Origin of the sequence: Actinoplanes campanulatus, from assembly GCF_014647795.1 — a bacterium.
GTDB classification, from domain to species: Bacteria; Actinomycetota; Actinomycetes; order Mycobacteriales; family Micromonosporaceae; genus Actinoplanes; species Actinoplanes campanulatus.
This window is the reverse complement of sequence record NZ_BMPW01000029.1, coordinates 43,861-63,052: the sequence shown is the minus strand read 5'-3', so window position 1 is coordinate 63,052 and position 19,192 is coordinate 43,861. Positions and strand designations below refer to the sequence as shown.

12 protein-coding genes are annotated in these 19,192 nt (G+C 69.8%); 6 read left to right on the top strand and 6 right to left on the bottom strand.

The window, feature by feature from the left end:
• The first annotated feature begins 81 nt into the window (after positions 1-81).
• Positions 82-1,986, top strand: a complete 1,905-nt coding sequence (locus IEZ13_RS39970) for a serine hydrolase domain-containing protein (protein WP_183226778.1) — start codon at positions 82-84, stop codon at positions 1,984-1,986.
• A gap of 55 nt (positions 1,987-2,041) precedes the next feature.
• Here IEZ13_RS39970 and IEZ13_RS39965 read toward each other — a convergent pair whose 3' ends face one another.
• Together IEZ13_RS39965 and pdxR are read right to left on the bottom strand one after the other, a co-directional pair.
• Positions 2,042-5,416 carry a 3-keto-alpha-glucoside-1,2-lyase-like domain-containing protein gene (locus IEZ13_RS39965; protein ID WP_183226777.1) on the bottom strand — a complete coding sequence of 1,125 codons (3,375 nt, stop codon included), beginning with the start codon at positions 5,414-5,416 and terminating at the stop codon, positions 2,042-2,044.
• Between the two features lie 290 nt (positions 5,417-5,706).
• Positions 5,707-7,092: a MocR-like pyridoxine biosynthesis transcription factor PdxR gene (gene pdxR, locus IEZ13_RS39960; RefSeq protein WP_183226776.1), complete on the bottom strand. Its 1,386-nt coding sequence runs from the start codon at positions 7,090-7,092 to the stop codon at positions 5,707-5,709.
• A gap of 65 nt (positions 7,093-7,157) precedes the next feature.
• Here pdxR and IEZ13_RS39955 point away from each other — a divergent pair, with 65 nt between their 5' ends.
• Both IEZ13_RS39955 and IEZ13_RS39950 read left to right on the top strand, forming a co-directional pair.
• Entirely contained in the window at positions 7,158-8,297 is a 1,140-nt protein-coding gene (locus tag IEZ13_RS39955) for an MFS transporter (RefSeq protein WP_183226775.1), read from the top strand.
• Positions 8,298-8,697: 400 nt separating this feature from the next.
• Complete coding sequence (locus tag IEZ13_RS39950; RefSeq protein WP_229795631.1) at positions 8,698-9,648, top strand: hypothetical protein; 951 nt, start codon at positions 8,698-8,700, stop codon at positions 9,646-9,648.
• Positions 9,649-9,784: 136 nt separating this feature from the next.
• Here the strand turns inward: IEZ13_RS39950 and IEZ13_RS39945 are convergent, their stop codons facing one another.
• Positions 9,785-10,273: an RICIN domain-containing protein gene (locus IEZ13_RS39945; RefSeq protein ID WP_183226774.1), complete on the bottom strand. Its 489-nt coding sequence runs from the start codon at positions 10,271-10,273 to the stop codon at positions 9,785-9,787.
• Positions 10,274-10,449: 176 nt separating this feature from the next.
• On the opposite strand from IEZ13_RS39945, the gene IEZ13_RS39940 reads away from it, so the two are divergent.
• The gene (locus IEZ13_RS39940; RefSeq protein WP_183226773.1) at positions 10,450-11,406 is read left to right on the top strand and encodes an AraC-like ligand-binding domain-containing protein; all 957 of its coding nucleotides are present in this window, start codon (positions 10,450-10,452) and stop codon (positions 11,404-11,406) included.
• 232 nt (positions 11,407-11,638) lie between these two features.
• On the opposite strand, the gene IEZ13_RS39935 is transcribed toward IEZ13_RS39940, so the two are convergent.
• Entirely contained in the window at positions 11,639-12,868 is a 1,230-nt protein-coding gene (locus tag IEZ13_RS39935; protein ID WP_183226772.1) for a DUF1501 domain-containing protein, read from the bottom strand.
• A gap of 12 nt (positions 12,869-12,880) precedes the next feature.
• On the bottom strand, positions 12,881-14,155 hold the full coding sequence (locus IEZ13_RS39930) for a DUF1800 domain-containing protein (protein ID WP_183226771.1): 1,275 nt from the start codon (positions 14,153-14,155) through the stop codon (positions 12,881-12,883).
• 233 nt (positions 14,156-14,388) lie between these two features.
• Here IEZ13_RS39930 and lanKC point away from each other — a divergent pair, with 233 nt between their 5' ends.
• Entirely contained in the window at positions 14,389-16,947 is a 2,559-nt protein-coding gene (gene lanKC, locus IEZ13_RS39925) for a class III lanthionine synthetase LanKC (protein ID WP_229795629.1), read from the top strand.
• Positions 16,948-17,310: 363 nt separating this feature from the next.
• Here lanKC and IEZ13_RS39920 read toward each other — a convergent pair whose 3' ends face one another.
• Positions 17,311-17,769 (bottom strand): MarR family winged helix-turn-helix transcriptional regulator, encoded by a 459-nt coding sequence (locus tag IEZ13_RS39920; protein ID WP_183226769.1) that lies wholly within the window; start codon positions 17,767-17,769, stop codon positions 17,311-17,313.
• A 111-nt stretch (positions 17,770-17,880) separates the two neighbouring features.
• Here IEZ13_RS39920 and IEZ13_RS39915 point away from each other — a divergent pair, with 111 nt between their 5' ends.
• Complete coding sequence (locus IEZ13_RS39915; RefSeq protein WP_229795628.1) at positions 17,881-19,167, top strand: MFS transporter; 1,287 nt, start codon at positions 17,881-17,883, stop codon at positions 19,165-19,167.
• Positions 19,168-19,192: the final 25 nt, after the last annotated feature.

Below are 19,192 nucleotides of genomic sequence, written 5' to 3'. Positions count from 1 at the left end.
ACCGTGCGGCGATGTGCCGGTGCACCGGTCAGCGGGAGGCTCGGCATCGCCCGCCAGCGATGAGACTTGAGGAGCACCACGATGAGAGCCCTGACCCGCCGGACACTGATCAGCCTGTTCCTCGGCTGCGTGGCGGTACCGGCCGTCGCGCCCGCGCGGCCGGCCGTCGCGGTGCCGGTCGCCTGCCCGACGGCGACTCCGGCCGCATTGGCCGGGTTCTTCGACGGCGCCCTGCCCATCCGGTTGACGGCCGCACGGGTGCCCGGTGCGGCGGTGTCGGTCGCCGCCGGCGGCGCCACGGCCTTCGCCAAGGGGTACGGGATGGCCGACACCGAACGCGCCGTACCCTTCGACGCGTCACGTTCCCTGGTACGGATCGCGTCGATCTCCAAACTGTTCACGTGGACGGCGGTCATGCAGCAGGTGGAGGTCGGCCGGCTCGACCTCGATGCCGACGTGAACCGGTATCTCGCCGGCTTCCAGGTGCCGGGCACCTACGACCAGCCGGTCACGCTGCGGCACCTGATGAGCCACACCGCCGGTTTCGAGGACGTCATCACCGGCACCGGCGCGCGCGACGCCGCGGGCGTACCGCCGCTGGGCCGGTACCTGGCCGATCACATGCCCGCCCGGATCCGCCCACCCGGTGAGGTCTCCGCCTACTCGAACTACGGGGCCGCCCTCGCCGGCCACATCGTCAGCGAGGTCAGCGGTGAACGCTACGACCAGTACATCCAGCGGCACCTGCTCGACCCGCTCGGCATGGCACGCAGCACCGCCGCCGAGCCGGTGCCCGCCGCCCTGGCCCCCGATCTGGCCCGCAGCTACGACACCGATCTCACCCCGCCGAAGGTGTACCCGTTCACCTTCGACCGGATGCCGCCGGACGGCTCGATCACCACCACCGCGGCGGACATGGCCGGCTTCATGAACGCCCACCTGCACGAGGGCCGCTTCGGTGCCGGGCGGATCCTCAGTCCGCAGACCACGGCGCGGATGCATCAGCGTTCGTTCACCGCCGACCCGCGCGTCGACGGATATGCCCACGGCTTCAAGGAACGCACGGTCAACGGGCACCGGGTCCTGCTGCACGACGGCGGTTGGGAGGGGTTCACCAGCATCATGATGCTGGTGCCGGACTGCGACCTCGGGCTTTTCCTCACCATGAACAGCCTCAGCGGCGGCAACCCGGACCTGCAGAGGCTCGTCGACGACTTCTTCGACCGGTTCGCTCCGGAGGGTGGGGCCGCCGGCGGCGAGCAGGCCGCCCGGGCCACCGTCGGTGCGGCGCGGCCGGCCGAGCCACGAGCCGGGTTCTACAAGCCGGCCCGGCACAACGCGACCTCCTTCGAGAAGTTCACCACCCTGCTCTCGCCGTCCCGGCTGGCCATCGACGATGCCGGTGTCCTCACGTTCCGGCAGAAGACGTGGACGCGGCAGGGCGACGGGCGGTATCAGGCCGCCGACGGCGACCGGCTGGTGTTCCTCGTCGGTACGGACGGCCGGCATTACGTGGCCACCGACGGATCGGCGGCCGAACTGATGTCGCGTGCCGAGACCCTGCCGGTCAATCTGGGTGTGCTCCTGGTGTTCCTCCTGCCGGTCCTCGGCGTGCCGGCGCTGCTGATCGGCCGGCTGGTACGCCGGATCCGCCGGCGGCCGGCCGGGACGACGCCTACCTGGCGGCTGGCGCGCCGGCTGGCGGTGGCCGCGGCCGTGCTCGGTGTGGTGTTCCTGGGCGGGCTGATCGTCACGGTGCTGACCCGGTCCGGCGAGTTCCTCTACGGCGTACCGCTGAGCTTCCGATTGCTGCGGGGCGTGCCGGTCGTGGCGCTGACGGCGGCTGTGGCCGCGACGGGCCTGACGGTCAAAGGCTGGCGCGGCAGCGGCGCGGGCGTGGCCGCCCGTGTCCACCAGGCGGCCCTGCTGACGGCGATGGTGGCCCTGACCTGGTTCTTGTGGCAGTGGAACCTGCTCGGCTGGTGAGACGTGAAGATGGTGACGCGGTGCCGGGACTCGTCCCGGCACCGCGTGGTGGAGGTCAGCCGAGCGGCTCGATGCGGATGTTGCGGTATCGCACGTTCGCGCCCGCGTCGCCGTGATCCTGCAGGCGGATGGGACCGGGCGTGGCGTTCTCGGCCGCTCCCCCGCCGGTGGGCCCGTCGATCGCCACGTCGTTGTGGACGGTGACGCCGTTCCACACGACGGTCACGCGGGCGTTCTCGGTCTTCGCGCCCGAGCTGTTGAAGCGGGCCGCCCGGAACGTGATGTCGTAGGTCTGCCAGGTCTCCGGCGCCGCGGCCGCGTTGCTGTCGGGTGCCTTCTTCAGGTAGATGCTCCCGGCCTCGTCGTTGGCGAGCGTGGTGTCGCCGTACGAGTCCAGCACCTGCAGCTCGTAGCGGTCCTGCAGGTAGACGCCGCTGTTGCCGCGCTGCTGGCCGGTCACGTTCGACGGCAGGTTCGGCTGCCAGTACTCGACGTGCAGCTTGAAATCGGTGAAGGTCTGCCTCGTGCGGATGTCACCGCCGAGGACCTCCATCGACCCGCCGGACAGCGGCCAGCTCGCCGCGGTGCCGTCGGACTTCTGCCAGGACTGCAGGTCGTCGCCGTCGAACAGCACGACCACGCCGGATCCACCACCCAGCACCCAGTGCTGGCTGGCCGCGCCCACGTACTCCCAGATGTGGGCCTGGGTGCCGTCGGCGGAGCTGCCGTTGAGCGCGTCCAGCACCTTGCCGGACTGCGGGTTGAGGATCGAGCCGTTGGACTGCGGCTGCCACACCTGCGCCGCGGAGTTGTTGCACGTCCAGAGCTGCACCTTGGTGCCGTTGGCGGTGCCGCCGTTGTCGATGTCCAGGCACTTGCCGAGGGCGCGGAACGAGGTGCCGGCCCGGCTCCACTTCTGGGCGTTGCTGTTGTTGCAGGTGTACAGCTGGATCTTGGTGCCGTCGGCGGTGCCGCTGTTGCTGACGTCCAGGCACTTGCCCGCGATGCCGGTGATCGGTCCGGCGCCGCCGCTGATGGTGATGGCGTCCAGGTTGACGTGGCCGTCGTCGCCGGTGTCGTACCGGTAGGCGATGGTGTTCGCGCCGGCGTTGAGCGGGATGCTCTCGGTCTTGGTGGTCCAGTTCGCCCAGGCGCCGGTGTCGGCCAGGCTGGTCTGCGCGATCTTGGCGCCGTTGGCGTACACGCTGATCTTCTTCGTGCCGGTGAAGGGGTTGGGCCCGTTGGCGTAGCGCAGTGCCACGTCGTAGGTGCCGGCCGCGGCGACGTTGACGGTGAACGTCGTGGTCGCGCCCACGGTGCCGTAGCCGGCCACGAAGCCGGAGCCGGTGTATCCGGTGTGGTTGGTGGCCACGCCGGCGCTACCGGACAGGCCGGCGTTCTCCGCCTGGTAGGTGTTGCCGATCGGCGGCGGGCCGCTGGTCAGCGAGTTGAGGGTGTACCAGGCTTCGGTGCTCCAGAGCGTTTCGCCGGTGTCGGCGGAGAACGGGCGCGGCGATCGTACGTACACCACATGCCCGGCCTTGAGGCCGTCGATGGCCAGGGTGACCTTCTTACGGTCCGCCGACACGCCGGCGGAGGTGATGTTCAGAACCTGCTCGTCGATCTTGGGGCCGCCGTAGCCGGCGGTGGGCTGGTAGCGCCATTGCTTGACCACGTATCGTGCCGCCAGCGCGTTGGCCGTCTCGGTGGACAACGGCTTGGTGTATTCGAGTTCGAAGCCGCCGTTCTTCGCGCGCATGGCCAGGATGTCGAAGGTGTTCTTGCCGTTGGGGCTCAGCTTCTGCAGGCCGTAGCTGAGCTTGCCGGTCTGTCCCCAGTTGCCGCCGGCGCCGAGGCCACCGGCGTAGATCGCGCCGTCGGGTCCGATGCTGAGCTCCGACACGCCCGCTTCCAGCCCTTGGGTGAGCCGGAACAGGGCGCCCTGGTACTCGCCGTTGACCTTTTCCAGGTAGGCGCGCTGGATGCCGCCGTAGGTGACGTCGCCGATCAGCAGTTGCCCGGCGAAGACGCCCTCCTTGACCAGCACCGGTGTGCTGGGCGAGTTGGCGATCTCGTTCTGCGGCATCCACAGCACCGGTGCGGTGACCGGCTTGGCGTCGAACGGGCCGGGCGGGGTCGTGTAGTGGTTGAAGAAGCGGTCCTGCTTGATGTGCAGCAGTTTGGAGGAGGGCAGCCAGCCGCCCTGGTTGTCGGTGACGAACAGGCCGTTCTCCGGTCCCCAGCCGATCCCGTGCGGGGTGCGCAGGCCGCCGGCGACGTAGGAGACCGCGCCGGTGTCCTTGTTGACCTTGATGGTCGTGCCGCGGTTGGCGGCGGGCTGCGGGCTGGTGGTGTTGCCGCCGTAGTTGATCGACACCGACAGGTTGAGGTAGAAGTTCGGCGCTTCGTAGAGCAGGCCGAACGCGAACTCGTGGAAGTTCCCGCCGTACGGCCAGGTCGCGACGCTCTGGTACTGGTCGGTCACCTCGTCACCCGTGGTGTCGACGAGCCGGGTGAGCCGGGCCTTCTCCGACACGTAGATCACGCCGTCGACGATCTTGAGGCCCATCGGCTCCTTGAGTCCACCGGCTACCTTCTTGACCGTCACGTTGCCCGGGCTCGTGGTGCCGGTCGCGTTGCCGAGGATGAAGACCTCGCCCGCCGACGAGGTGCCCGAGTCGTCCGCGCCGCCCCAGGTGAGGACGGCGAGCCGGCCGTCGGGGAACCAGTCCATTCCGGTGACCTTGGGCTGGAAGGTCCCGGGCCGCAGGTTGGTCAGATCGTAGCCGGGGTGCACCCCGGTCAGCGGTAGACCGTCACCCGGGCTGTCGCCGGCGCTCTCGCACTCCTTGCGGCCGGGAGCCGTCACCCGTACGACGCCGGCGTCGGTACTCAGGGCCGAGTTCGGCACCACCGTGAAAGCGGTCGCGCCCGGCGCGCGCCATTCCAGGGTGAGGGTCTGCCCGCCGCCGCGTTCGAAGTGGTCGATCCGCAGCGGGTGGATGCCGGCGGCCAGGGTGATCGCGCCCTCCTTGGCCGTCGCTCCGTGCAGGCCGTCGTGGTTGATCACCAGGGTGTCGGCGACGGAGAGCCGGGAGCCGTCGTCGCTGGTCAACCGGAACGTGTAGGCGCCGGCGGCCGGGACCGTCACGTTGCCGAGCACCTGCGCGACGAAGTTGTCCTCGATACCGAAGTCCCCACCGGACCAGGCGATGGTCGGCATCAGCTTGTCGATGTTCGGGGTCTGGGCGGGCTTCAAGGTGCAGATCTTGTCCAGCGGGGTCTGTACATCGAAGACCCGCAGCGTCACTCCCGGCTCCTGCGGGGGTGGTGCGGCGTGTGCCGGCGGGGCGGTCAGCGCGCCCGCGGTGGCGGCGAGGCCGAGGGTCAGAAGCGACAAGAAGACTTTCCGGTACGGCCGTTTGAGCATCCGTGCTCCTCGTGGGATGGAGGCGCTCGGGGCTGCGGAGGTGGATCCGCTGACGCCGGAGGTCCCTTGAGGAGGCCGTGCGGCGTCGCATGCCCTTGACGCGAAGGCGTGGAGGGCGTCACCGTAGGACGCCTTTCGCGTACCGGTCCAGATCTTCAACGTGTTCGAACGGAACTTTCATCGACACGTGCGAAAGTTGGCTTTCTGAAGAGGGTTCATGATTCGGAGAGCTTGACAACACTTCGAAAGGTGTCGATTGTTAACGCTCTTTCCGGATCCGGCGTACTCGGTCACCGGCGATTCGCCGGCCTGTGGATACCGGCGGCCAGTTCACGTATGCCGGAGCGCAGACGGGACTCGGTCATCTGTGAGTAGCCGAGGATCAGAGTGGGCGGATGGCCGCCGCCGCTGCGGTAGTCGCTCATGGTGGCGAGGGCGATGCCGCGGGATCGGGCGTGTGCCGCGATGTCCGTCTCGTCGGCGGTGTTCGGCAGTTGCACCGTGACGTGCAGTCCGGCGGCGATGCCGCGGACGGTCGCCTCCGGCAGCGACTCGGCCAGAGCCGCGATCATCGCGTCGCGGCGGCGCCGGTAGCGCAGGCGCATCCGGCGCAGGTGGCGGTCCAGCTCGCCGCGCCGCAGGAAGTGAGCGAGCGCCAGCTGCTCGATGCGGGCGGTGCCCTGGTCGTGCAGCAGCTTCTCCTCGCGCACGTAATCGACCAGTGCCGGCGGGAGAACCATCCAGCCGAGCCGCAGGGCGGGAGCGAGGACCTTGCTGAGCGTTCCGGCGTACACCACACGGTTTTGATCCAGGCCTTGCAGCGCGCCCACCGCCGGCCGGTCGTAGCGGTACTCGGCGTCGTAATCGTCCTCGATGGCGATCGCGCCGCAGGCGCGCAGCCAGGCGATCAATGCGGTGCGGCGCTCCGGCGCCAGCACCACCCCGGTGGGGTGCTGATGCGCTGGAGTGAGGATCACCGCATCGGCCTGGGCCACGGCGAGCAGGTCGACCTTCAGACCGAGATGATCCACCGGTACGTGTACCGGCTCCAGCCCCGCGCGGGCGACGATCCGAGCCTGCTCCCGGTTGCCGGGGTCCTCGCACGCGATCCGCCGGGCACCACGCGCGGCCAGCGCCCGGCAGATCAGGCCCAGACTCTGCTGAAAGCCGCTGGTGACCATGATCCGGTCGCGGCCGGCCACCACCCCGCGGACCCGGCCCAGGTAGTCGGCCAGGCCGTCGCGCAACGCCGCGACACCGAAGACGTCGCCGTAACCGAGGTCGTCCACGGTGATCTCGTTGACCGCATCGCGCAGACAGCGGATCCAGGCGGCACGAGGGAACGACGAGACGTCGGGACGTGCGGGCAGGAAATCGAAGCGGGCCGGGGGCACGGTGACCGGCTCGGGTGCTGGTGCGGCGTCCGGGAACGGGCCGGGCGCGACCCGTGGCTGAGCGCCTTGCCGCAGGGCGAGGTAGCCCTCGGCGGCCAGTTGCGCGTACGCGTCCACGGTGACCTTGCGCGAGACACCCAGCTGCCGGGCCAGGTCGCGGGTGGACGGCACCGGCGCGCCGGCGCGGAGGCTCCCGTTGCGGACAGCGTCGCGGATCCGGCTCTGTATCTGCGCGGTGAGGGTTCCGGGACGGTCCCTCGAGACGGTCAGCAGGAACTCCACTGGTCCCCTTTTCGGTAGCTGCACTGGATCTGTTCTTTGTACCAGTCAGGCAGAACCGTAAGAGCATGCTTTTCACCGCCTCGATCCTCGCTCGCCTACCGATCGCCACCCTCAGCATCTGCCTGCTGGTACACGTCGAGCAGCTGTCCGGTTCGTACACCGCGGCCGGTGCGGCCGCCGGCGCCCTCGCCATCGCGCAGGGCGCGGGTGGCCCGTTGCTGGGCCGCCTCGTCGACCGGCGCGGTCAGACCGTGGTGCTGCTGAGCTCCGCGTTCGTCGCCGGTGCCGCGCTCATCGTGATGGCGATGGTGCCCGCCGGTACGCCGCTGCCGGCCCTGCTCGCACTGGCCGCTCTCATCGGGCTCACCACCCCGCCGGTCGGGGCGTGTATGCGCACGCTGATCCCGGTTCTGCGTCCCGCCGAGGAGAGCCGGCGCCGGGCGTACGCCGCGGACGCCGCCGCGACCGAGCTGACCTGGGTGTCCGGGCCCCCGCTCGCCATCGGCCTGGGCGCGCTGGCCGGTACCGGCACGGCGCTCTCCGCCGCCGGCCTGGTCCTGATCGTGGCTACCGCCCTCTTCGCCTGCTCGCCGGCCTCCCGTCGCTGGCGGCCCACCGGCGCCCGGCGGGCGAAGGTCAACGCCCTCGCCGCACCGGAAATGCGCACCCTGGTGACCGTGCTGGCCGGTGTCGGGGTGGTGTTCGGCGCCACCGAGGTCGCGGTGGCCGCCTCGGCTGGTCCGGCCGCCGGGCTGCTGCTCGGTTTCTGGGGTGCCGGATCGCTGGCCGGCGGGGTCGTCGCCACCCGGCTCGGCGGCGGCGCCGGCGGCGGGCGCGGCTTCGCCCTGCTGCTGGCCGCGCTGGGCGTAGGTCATCTGCTCCTGGTCACCACGTCGGCCAACGTGATCGCGGCCGCCGTGCTGATCGCCGTAGCGGGTTCCATGATCGCTCCGGTCCTGGCGAGTTCCTATGCGATGGTCGACCGGGCCGCACCGGCCGGCACGGCCACCGAGGCGTTCGCCTGGCTGGCCACCGCGACCGCGATCGGCACCGCGGCCGGTGCGGCGGCCGGTGGCGCACTCGCCGATCTGGCCGGGCCCGCCTCCGGTTTCGTCCTCGGCGGCGCCGCCGGGCTGGCCGCGGCGGCCGTCGCCATGACCCGCATCAGCGCGTCGCCGCAACGTCAGCCGACCGCAATGGTCTGATCCCAGCGCTGTCGAACTGCTGGTAATGGCGTGTACAGCGAGAGCCGCACGTGCCGGCGCTGATACCGGCACTGCCGAGATACGGCCCGCACTCACCGCCGATGAGCGCGGGCCGCATCGTCCACCCCCGTGCTCAGGCGGCGGTCGCCGTCCTGCCCCGTTCGATCATCGCCTCGGCGGCGGCCCGGACCCGGGCCCGGTCGGCCGGCACAAGACCGATGCGGGTACGCGGCCGCGCTCGCCCTGATCGCGACCGGTTGGGTGGGCCGCGCCGCTCGCGGCATCCGCCGTGCCGGGCAGATGCTCAAGATCACGGACCGAATCCCTCGACGGCCCCGACAGACTCGCACAAGATCGATGCCTGGCTGAACAGCCAACTCCGATCAGCGAAGGGAATCCGTTGTCCAAGAACAGGATGTCGCGCGCCGCCGTGGTATGTGGCCTGGTGGTCGCCATGATCGCCGGCGGTCCGCCCGCTGCGGCACAAGCGGCCTACTACAACACGTACACCGATCTGGCCGGCACGCCCGACACGAGCGGCTGCACCGGGGTACAGGGCTTCGCCGCCGGAACCACCTATCTCTACTCGATCAAGACCAACACCGGTTCGGACACGCTCGCCGTCATCTACCGGGTCAACAAGACCACCGGTGAGCGAGTGGTGATGACGAACGGCACCGACAACAAGTCGACCAACACGTGGCTCGGGCACGGAAACGACATCACGATCGTCGACATCGACGGGCAGCACCACATGTTCATCGTCACGATGGACAAGGACGGCGCGCAGCTGGTGCGGCTGCGTTACGACGGCACCACCTACTACCACGCCGGTTCGTACCAGTTGCGGCTCAACGGGGCCGTGCTGGCGCCCTCCGGGATCGATCGGGTCTCGGTCACCAGCACGACGATCACGTTCATGTTCAAGAGCGGCAAGACGGTCTACAACGGCAGCCTGCCACTGCGCGCCTCCTCCGGGACCATCGATCTGGTCAAGGCGTTCGACCTGCAGATCGAGGGCGCCCTCGTCAACGGTGCCGTAGTGCCGGACCTGACGACCTTCGATCCTCAAGGCTTCTTCTACGACGAGACCACGGATGTGCTCTACAACCCGCTGACCAAGGACAACCGCAGCATCGTGCTCGTCTACCGGAACGTGTCGCCGGCGACGACCGGAACCGCGCCCGCGGCCGACGACCTCTCCTTCCGGATCACGTCCTCGACATACTCGATGTTCGAGATCGAAGGCGTGGGGATCAGCGGCGGCAAGCTGTACTTCAACACGAACCGGTCGAACGACGACGGCGCCTTCGACGGCGTCCACGTATTCAAGGACTACGTCGCGAGCTGACGAATCCGACGGTGGAGACTCGCTGCGGCTCGACGACCGAGCCGCAGGAGTCCCTCACCCGCCGGGCCAAGTTCCGCACGCTCTTCGGGCACCTACGCGAAATGACGACCTGTCATCCCGAGCCGTCGCAATCTCGTCACCGTACCCGCTGCAACCTCCACTGCTGGTTAGGCGCCCGGTCGCACGGGAAGATGGCTATGTCGGTGCCGCTGCTGCCGCCCGAAATCCCCATGCACTTCCCAATAGCGGAAAGGTTTTGAAGCGCAAAGAATTCGGTTCCGCCGCCGAACGGAACGGCACTCCAGTCCTGCGTTCCACTGCCGGACGGATTGGCTAAGAAGACTCGTGTCCCACTGGAGGTGCCGTTGTAGACGGTACCGATGTTCTTCTTGGAGTCGTTGTGTTCAAAAGTAACGTAACCCCGATCAGGAACCGTATTGAAGTAGCGATTGCCGCCGCCGCTGCCGTACAGGCGGAGCCAGGTTCCATCAGCCCCTAGATACTTGCCATTGGCATTGATGAGGTAGAACGGCCCGTCCAGGAGCAGGCGCTGCGATGACGCGGCATGCGCCGCCGAGGGGCCGGCCGCTGCCATCGACGTTCCAGCCAGGATCGCAGCGATCATCAGCCGCCCAAATCTACTAGTCCGCATCCTATTGCCTCCCGTGTCAAGGTGCGATCGGTTCAGTCTGGGCCCGGATGCCTGGCCCCGTCGTTGTCGTCGAGCGCACAGTCCTACGCAGACAGCGCATATCGACAGGTTTGGCTATCCTTGAGGGGATGTCGGGGAAGCGGGGAGCCATGCTCACTGTGTTCGACAGCGCCACGATCGCCGCACGAGAACGCCTGGAAGCCTGGCGTGAGATCACCGCCGCTTCGCTGGCACCGACAGCGATCGACAGCCCGGACCCGGAGGCCTTCACCGGCCGTCTCCGGTCCATGCCGCTCGGCAATGCGCAGGTCACGTCCCTGTCCTACACCTCTCTAGTGGCACGGCGGTCGTCGCGGGAGATCCGCAAGTCCGACCCGGAGTGCTACCAGGTCGGTATCATCCGGGCCGGCCGGCAGGGCATCGAGCAGAACGACGCCAGCGCCATGCTCGGCCGCGGCGACCTCGTGATCTACGACAGCTCCCAGCCGTTCGAGGCGATCGTCAGCGCAACCTCGCTGGCGGAGGCGGTACACCTGCAGTTCCCCCGGCGACTGCTGCCCCTGCCCACCCGTCAAGTGGCCGGCCTCTGTGCCACCTCGCTGCCCGGGAACGTAGGCATCGGCAGCCTCCTCGCGGCCTTCCTCACCTCGTTGGCAGACGGCCGCACCCAATACATCGAACGCGACGCGCGGCGCCTCGAAACCATCGCCCTGGACCTGACGACCGCCGTGCTCGCCCACCATCTGGAGCGGGAGAACCCGCCACTGCGCTCCCCCACGTACACCCTCTACCTGCGGATCATCGCCTTTATCGAGAACAATCTGCATCGCCCGGAGCTGCGACCCGCCACGATCGCCGACGCCCACCGGATCTCCCAGCGCTACCTGCACCGCCTCTTCCAACAGCACCACCCCGCCGGCGTCGCCGCCCACATCCGCGCCCGTCGGCTGGACCGGGCCCGCCGCGACCTGGCCGACCACCGCCTCGACCACCTCACTATCGCCACCATCGCCCGCCGCTGGGGTTTCGGCCGTCCGGCCGACTTCAGTCGCGCCTTCCACCGCCACACCGGCACCCCACCCCGCGACTACCGCAGCAACACCTGACAGTGCTCAGTGCCGGCCAGGAGCGGTCCATCAAGGACGGCGTGGACTACACCATTCACTACAACGAAACCGGCCGACGCCTGAGTGGCAAACCACGGCGACGGAACGCTGGGCAACGCCCACCAGACCCGCGCAGCGGCTCGGATCACCACAACGGGCCTCGCCCGGTCCACCCCGCACCCGGGCGCCGGGGCCGGTGCTCACGGCCCGGCACCCCCTCTGGGCAGGATACTCAGGCGAGGACACCCTCCAGGCGTCCGGACCAGCCGTCGAGTGACCGGCCCGGGTCGCTGCCGAGCACCCCGGCCAGCAGGGTGGCGTAGACGTCGCGGAAGTCGACGGTGTGCCGCAGGTCGCCGTCGTCGAGGTCGGTCAGGCTCGGTGGCTCGCCGTGCCGGCCGCCGCGGACGCCGTCGCCGAGCAGGAACATGGTCGAGGCGGTGCCGTGGTCGGTGCCGTCGGAGGCGTTGGCGTGGACCCGCCGCCCGAACTCGGAGTAGACCGCGATCACGACACCCCGGCCGGCCATCCGGTCGGCGAAGGCGGCGAGCGGCTGGTCGAGCCGGGTGAGCTGCGCCTGCTGGGAGTCCTTGCCGTCGGCGTGCAGGTCGAAGCCGCCCAGCGACACCGAGTAGACGCGGGTCGCCGCGCCGCCCTCGATGCAGCGGGCCACCAGCGCCAGTTGCCGGTCGAGCGGTGGAGCGGCACCGCCGGTGGCCGTCGCCGTCGGGGCCTCGCCGTCGTCGTTCTCTTCCTCGCCGGCACCCTCCTCGACGCTGCGCAGCATGTCCTGTACGCGCATCAGGTCGGCGAAGCAGCCCGCGGCCCGCGCCAGGGCCGGCGACGCCGTAAGCTCCGGCCTGGACAGCCGCTCGATAGTCGCAGGCTGGACGCCGCCGGGCAGGGCGAGTTCGCCTCCGGGGACGGTCGCGCCGGCGCTCGTGGCGCCGGCCAGCAGCGGCGGCAGGGCGGGTTCGAAGGAGACGGCCAGGCGCGGGTCGCCGCCGGTGGTGTCCAGCCACCGCCCTAGCCAGCCGGTGGCGCCGGGCCGGTCGGGTTGGGCGGTCTGCCAGATGTCCATCGACTGGAAGTGGCTGCGGTTCGGGCGCGGATAGCCGACGCCCTGGATCACGGCCAGCCGATCGTCCTGGTAGAGCCGGTGCAGGCCGGTCAGGCCCGGGTTGAGGCCGTATTCGCCGTCCAGTCGCAGGATCGTGGCGGGGTTGTAGGCCATGCCGGGCCGGGCTGTCCGGTACGCCGGGTCCGCGTACGGGATGACGGTGTTGAGGCCGTCGTTGCCGCCGTAGAGGGTGACCAGGACCAGCGTTTTCGCGGTGTCGTCGCGGTCCACGGACGTGGCGAGGATGTCGTCGAGGGTGTAGGCGGTGGCTCCGGCTGCCAGGGCTACGGCGCCGGTGACCCCGCTGGCGATCAGGAAGCGGCGACGGGTGACGGTGTCCATCAGGGGCTCTCCTCAGTGCACGGCGTATTCGGGGCTGCTCAGGCCGAGGGCGAGCAGCCGGAGCGGATCCTTCGCCGACTGGAGCGCCTCACGCGTACCGGCGGTCCAGGTGTTCACGACCAGCAGGTCGGCCAGTGCCTCGATCCGGTCGGCGCCGGTGAGCCGGTCGGCGGCCGCGGGCGCCAGCGCGGCAACGGTCTGCGCGGCCTGCAGCCGGGCCAGGGTCGTGGCTGTGGTCAGCCAGGCCTCGCCGGCCGGCCAGCCACCCACCGATGGTGGTCGCAGCGGCACCTGGCCGAGCCCGCGCAAGATCTTCATCAGGCGCTGCTGGGGCTGCTCGCCGAGGCCGGCGACGTTCACGCTGAGCTGGCGCAGCGCGCCGATCAGCCATTCGACGGGCTGTTTGACCTGGCGTCCGTCGGTGGCGGCGAAATCCGGGTCGCGGCACAGGGCGCTCAGTAGCGCGGTCGTGTTGCGGCCTGCGGCGGCGATACGCGCCACAGTGTCCGCGGACGGGCCGGTCGCCGCGGCGTAGCGCACCCACAGCCGGCCGGCCAGGAACGGCAGGTGGGCCTCATGACGGACAAGCTGATCGGCGTACGCGTCGACATCCCAGGCACCGGTCCGGCCGAGCAGGGTGACCGGCCGGTCGTCGTGGCGTTTCGGAGCCAGGGTCGCGACGCCGGTAGCCCGGTCGACCTGCCAGCCGGTGAGCACGCGGGCGCCGGCCTTCACGTCGTTCTCGGTGTAGGCGCCGAGTCCGAGGGTGAACAGTTCCATCAGCTCGCGGGCCAGGTTCTCGTTCGGGGCGCGGCGGATGTTCTTCTGCCCGTCCAACCAGAGGATCAATGCGGGGTCGCGCACCATCGCCCGCACCAGCGGACCGGTGTCGCCGCTGCCGTACCGTCGCAGGGTTTGCTGTTGGGTCAGCATCAGCTGCGCCGAGCGGACCTTGCGGACGCTGGTCGCCCAGTGCCCGTGCCAGAAGAAGGTGAGCTTCTCCGCCGCCCCGGGGCCGGCCATCCGCGCCAGCCACCAGCGAGTCAAGGCGGTGACCTGCTCACTCTGTTCGCGGCGCGCCGCCTGGCGCTGATCACGGCCGGCGCCGGTGGGAAGACGGGCGACCGGGTCGGCGCCGAGATCGGGTGGTGCCGGCAGCGGCGCGGAACGTAACAGACCGGTCAGGGTGGCGTCATAGCCGGCCCGCACGGCGGCGTCGACCTCGGCGGAGGTGGGCCCGAAAGTGAGACGGCGCAGCAGGTGGGACAGGGCACGACGGTCGGTCATGCGGGCAACGTAGGCGGTCGATGTAAGAGCCGGGTAAGGAGAGCATCAGGTCGCGGTGAGGCCCAGCGAGCCGGCCGGCGACGGACGCCGCGATGAGTTCGGCCCGCAGCGACGCCGGAAAGCACGGGTGAGCGGCAGCCAGCGATTGCAGGTTCGATCGTTCGTGCAGCGCCCACGGCGGTTGAACGCCATTGACGCGTGTTACCTGCTCGGAATCTGCTTAGCTACCTGATGTGGATGTCCGTTATGACCGTGCTTGTGAGGCACCGGGACCATTTTTCGACATACCCGTAGCGTCGGAACCGGGTGGCTGTGGAGACGGTTACGCCGCCTTGGCGCCTGCGCCCGAGGGATGGGACTGTCGCGTTCAGGGCGAGTGGCGGCAGCTGACGCCGGCGGGATGTGTGTTGCCGGAGCAGGGCTGGAAGATTCACGTTTCGGCGACGAGCGGCACAGCGGTAGAGGTGCTGCAGGTGGTTCGCAGCTACTGCGTGCGGGAGGCGGCGGCGTTCAAGCATCTGATCTCGCCGACGGAGTTGTTGCGCCGCAACGGCAAGTACGCGCCTCGTGAGGCCAGCGGAAAGTTCGTGACCGTCTACCCGCCCGACGAAGACGCGTTGACCGCAACGCTCGATGCTCTCCAGACGAAGCTGGCGGGTATGCCCGGGGCCTACGTGCTCAGTGACCTGCGGATCGGAGAAGGGCCACTGTACGTACGCTACGGCGGATTCCGGCCGATGTGGGTGATCAGTGACGGTCGACGGGTCGCGGCGGTCCGCCGGCCGGACGGCATCCTGGTGCCGGACCCGCGCACCGCGGCGTTCACCGTCCCGGACTGGGTGAGCATGCCGGACGTGCTCGCACCGCATGTGGCGGCACGGGCAGGCGGGGAGAAGCTGCCGTACCGGGTGGTCAAGGCGTTGCATTTCTCCAACGGAGGCGGCGTGTACCAGGCGTACCGGAACACCGACGGGTTGCCGGTCGTGCTCAAGGAGGGCCGCCCGCACGCCGGCCTGGATGCTCGGGGCGTCGACGCCGTGCAGCGACTGCGTCACGAGTACCGGGTGTGGTCCGGGCTGGCCGGGCTGCCCGGCGTGCCCCAGGTGTACGACCTGTTCACCGCCTGGGAGCACACCTTCATGGCGATGCGGCACGTGCCCGGCGTGCATCTGGGCCGGTGGATGGCGGCGAACTGTCCGCTGCACGCCGACGCCGGCGCCGCCGAGCTCCTCGCGTACGCGAAGCGGGCCACCGCGCTGGCGGACCGGCTGTCCGCGGTGATCGCCGGTATGCACGAGCGCGGCTGGATCTTCGGTGATCTGCACCCGCGCAACGTCCTCGTCGACGAGCACGACGAGCCCACGCTGATCGACGCCGAGACAGCATTTCCGGTCACCGACTCCGAGCGCCGGCCCGGGTTGGGCGCACCCGGCTTCCGCAGCCCCGCGCACCTGGGCGGGGCTGCCATCGACGAGTACGCACTGGCGGCGATCCGGTGGTGGCTGTGGCTACCACTGGTCGCGATGGACGAACTCGTGCCCCCGGTGAGCGACCGGCAGTTGGCCTGGGCGCACCGCCGCTACGACGTACCCCGGCCGGCACTCGAGGCGCTTCGGGACACCCTGCGGGCCGGGCCGCGCCGTTACCGCGCCGCGCCCGTCGACGCCCCCACCGACCCGGGTCGCCTGCAGGCCGTGCTGGTCCGCGCGCTGCACGCCAGCGCGACACCACAGCGCGGCGATCGGTTGTTCCCCGGTGACGTCGAACAGGCCACCAGCGGCGGACTCGGATTCGGCTACGGCGCCTGTGGGGTCCTCTTCGCGCTGAGCACCGCCGGCGAACCCGTCCCGCCACGGTACCGTCAGTGGCTGTACTCCCGTCTGGACGACACCCCACCTGAGCGGCCGGGATTCTGGACCGGCACGCACGGCGTGGCCTGGACCCTGCATCTGCTCGGTGCACCCGATCACGCCGAGACCATCCTGTCCCGCATACCCGACCGCGACGTCACCGGCGCCGATCTGACCGATGGGCGTGCCGGGGCCGCACTGGTACTGCTCGACCTCGGCACCGATCGTGGAGACCAGCGCCTCACCGACCGCGCCGCCGCGCTAGCCCACGACCTCGACCCGGCCGGCCTGCCGCCGGGCCTGTTCACCGGCGCCGCCGGCGTCGCGCTCACCTTCCTGCGGCTCCACGAGGTCACCGGCGAGACCCGCTGGCTGACCCGGGCGCGACAGGCGATGGAGCAGGCGCTGGCCGGATGCGTCGACACCGGCCACGGCCTGGAAGTCCTCGACGGCAGCCGCACGCTGCCCTACCTGTGGCACGGCAGCGCCGGCCTCGCGCTCGTCGCGGCGCGGCTGGCGCGCCACCTTCCCGACACGCCCGCCACCGGACAACTGCCGCGGCTGCTGCGGGCCTGCGAGACCGCTTTCACCATCTATCCGGGACTCCTCACCGGCCGGGCCGGACTACTCATCGCCCAGGCCGCCCTCACCACCGATCCCGCGCGCCGGGCCGCCGCCGTCGACCGGCACCTCACCGATCTGCGGTTGCACGCCGTCGGATACGCCGGTGGCGTCGCCTACCCCGGGACCACTCTGCGCCGCCTGTCCATGGACGTGCACACCGGAACCGCGGGTGTCCTGCTCGCCCTGGCCGGCCTCCACCGTCCGGCGTTACCGCTCCTGACTCCCCTGACCAGCCTCCGGCCGGCACCGGCCGGACCATCACAACCAGCACCGAAAGGAGCACCACCATGCAGGACATTCTCGATCTGCAGCAACTGACCGCCGAAGACCGCGACGACGAACAACACCTCGACGAGGCCGCCGCCTCCACCGACAGCGGCCTCAGCCTCTTGGCCTGCTGATAGCGGACCACCACTTCAGCGCGGCACCGCCCCGCGGAGACGCTCTGCCCGCAGACCGCCGGGCCATCGCCGGCCGCGATGTGGTGAGCCGGCACAACGCAGGGGCACCTCACAACCGTGGCGGGGTGCCCCTGCGGAGGGCTCGGGAAAGTTCCTAGTTCCTCGGCGGGTAGTTGAGGAACCACCACTGTCGATCAACGCCGATCAAGCAAAGTGGATGGTCGCGGCAGCCGCCGACGACGAGGCGCCCGGAAGCCGGCGCCGGGCCCGCGGACGAGGCTTACCGAGCCGGTCCTGAACGCCTCTCCTCACCGGCCTGGGCCAGGCGGGCCAGGGCCGGCAGAGCCCGGATGACGGCGTCGCTGTCATCCGGGCTCAACTGCTCGAACATCTCGTCGAGCACGGCCGCGTAATGCACATAGGTGCGGTTCAGCAGCTTCCGGCCCGCCTCGGTGACCTCCACCAGCACGCCGCGCCGGTCGTCGGGGTCGGGGACCCGCCGGACCAGATCGGCTTTCTCGAGGCGGCCGATCAGCTGGGTCATGCCGGGCTGCGAGACGCGGGTCAGCCGCGCCAGGTCGGTCACCCGGCCCGGGCCCTCGTCGGTCAGTTTGCGCAGCACCGCGGTCGCGACCGAACTCGGATAGTCCGGCCCTTCGATCTCGCGCAGAAGGCGTCCCAGCCGGCTGAGCACCGGCAGCAGCTGTGATCCACGACTCTCCCCCTCCGGGATTTGCATAACCTCATTATGCACCTACAGTGGGCCCCGCTGGTCTTCCATCCTCGGCGGCGACAGCGATCTCTTTCGGATGATCAACGCCGCCGAGCCTCTCCACACGGAGGTGGTCCGGTGAGTGCTGCTCCCGGTCAATCTTTATTCAAACAGCCCAAAGCGGTCTTCGCGGTCGCGTTCGCCTGCGTCGTGAGCTTCATGGGCATCGGCCTGGTCGACCCGATCCTCCCGGCGATCTCCGAGAAACTGGACGCCACCGCGAGCCAGGTGAGCCTGCTGTTCACCAGCTATCTACTGGTCACCGCGGTCGCCATGCTGTTCACCGGCTTTGTCTCCAGCCACATCGGCGCCAAAGCCACCCTGATCACCGGACTCGCCTTCATCGTCGTGTTCGCGGCGCTCGCCGGTCTGTCCGACTCGATCAACGGAATCGTCGGCTTCCGCGCCGGCTGGGGCCTGGGCAACGCGATGTTCATCGCCACCAGCCTCGCCCTCATCGTCGCGTCGGCCACCGGTGGTTTCGCCGGCGCGATCGTGCTCTACGAGGCCGCGCTCGGCCTCGGCATCGCGGCCGGCCCGCTGATCGGTGGACTACTCGGCGACATCAGCTGGCGCGGGCCGTTCTTCGGTGTCGCCGTCCTGATGGCGATCGCCCTGCTCGCCACGATCACTCTGGTCGAGCCGCTGCCCACACCCGCCCGCAAAACCTCGATCATGGAACCGATCAAGGCGTTGCGGCACCGCAGCCTGCTGACGATGGGCATCACGGCACTGCTGTACAACTGGGGCTTCTTCACGATGCTCGGCTTCGCGCCGTACCCGATGGAACTGAGCGCCATCCAGCTCGGCTTCGTCTTCTTCGCCTGGGGCCTGCTGCTCGCCTTCTTCTCGATCACCGGCGCACCATGGCTGCAACGCAAATTCGGAACAGCACCTTCGCTGTACGGCGCCCTGACCGTCTTCGCCGTACTCATCCTGCTGATCGGGATCTTCACCGCCAACCGCTGGGTGGTCATCGCCTGCGTGATCGCCTCCGGCGTCGTGGCCGGCATCAACAACACGCTGACCACCCAGGCCGTCATGCTGGTCTCGCCGGTCGAGCGGCCGGTCGCCTCCGCCGCTTACGGCTTCGTCCGCTTCATCGGCGGCGGCCTCGCCCCCTACGCCGCCGGCAAGATGGTCGACCACTGGAACATCCACGTCCCGTTCGTGATCGGCGCTGTCGCCGTGATCATCGGTGTGCTCGTCCTGACCACCGGCCGCAAGCCGCTGGCCGCCGCGGACGCCGCGATGGCCGCCGAAGGCGCGCATGGCTCCTCCGACGACGTGGCCGGCGAGGTCGCCGACGAGTTCGGCGGCGCCGCGGACGCCATCAGCTTTGAAAAAGTGGTCGAACACCGCTGACAACCCGCTTTCGCCGTGCGCCCGT

What these genes read in the sequence shown, in the direction of transcription:
- IEZ13_RS39970 (WP_183226778.1), top strand. Translation starts at nt 82, where the DNA reads ATGAGAGCCCTGACCCGCCGGACACTGATCAGCCTGTTCCTCGGCTGC.
- IEZ13_RS39965 (WP_183226777.1), bottom strand. Translation starts at nt 5,416, where the DNA reads ATGCTCAAACGGCCGTACCGGAAAGTCTTCTTGTCGCTTCTGACCCTC.
- IEZ13_RS39955 (WP_183226775.1), top strand. Translation starts at nt 7,158, where the DNA reads ATGCTTTTCACCGCCTCGATCCTCGCTCGCCTACCGATCGCCACCCTC.
- IEZ13_RS39945 (WP_183226774.1), bottom strand. Translation starts at nt 10,273, where the DNA reads ATGATCGCTGCGATCCTGGCTGGAACGTCGATGGCAGCGGCCGGCCCC.
- IEZ13_RS39940 (WP_183226773.1), top strand. Translation starts at nt 10,450, where the DNA reads ATGCTCACTGTGTTCGACAGCGCCACGATCGCCGCACGAGAACGCCTG.
- IEZ13_RS39935 (WP_183226772.1), bottom strand. Translation starts at nt 12,868, where the DNA reads ATGGACACCGTCACCCGTCGCCGCTTCCTGATCGCCAGCGGGGTCACC.
- IEZ13_RS39930 (WP_183226771.1), bottom strand. Translation starts at nt 14,155, where the DNA reads ATGACCGACCGTCGTGCCCTGTCCCACCTGCTGCGCCGTCTCACTTTC.
- IEZ13_RS39920 (WP_183226769.1), bottom strand. Translation starts at nt 17,769, where the DNA reads ATGCAAATCCCGGAGGGGGAGAGTCGTGGATCACAGCTGCTGCCGGTG.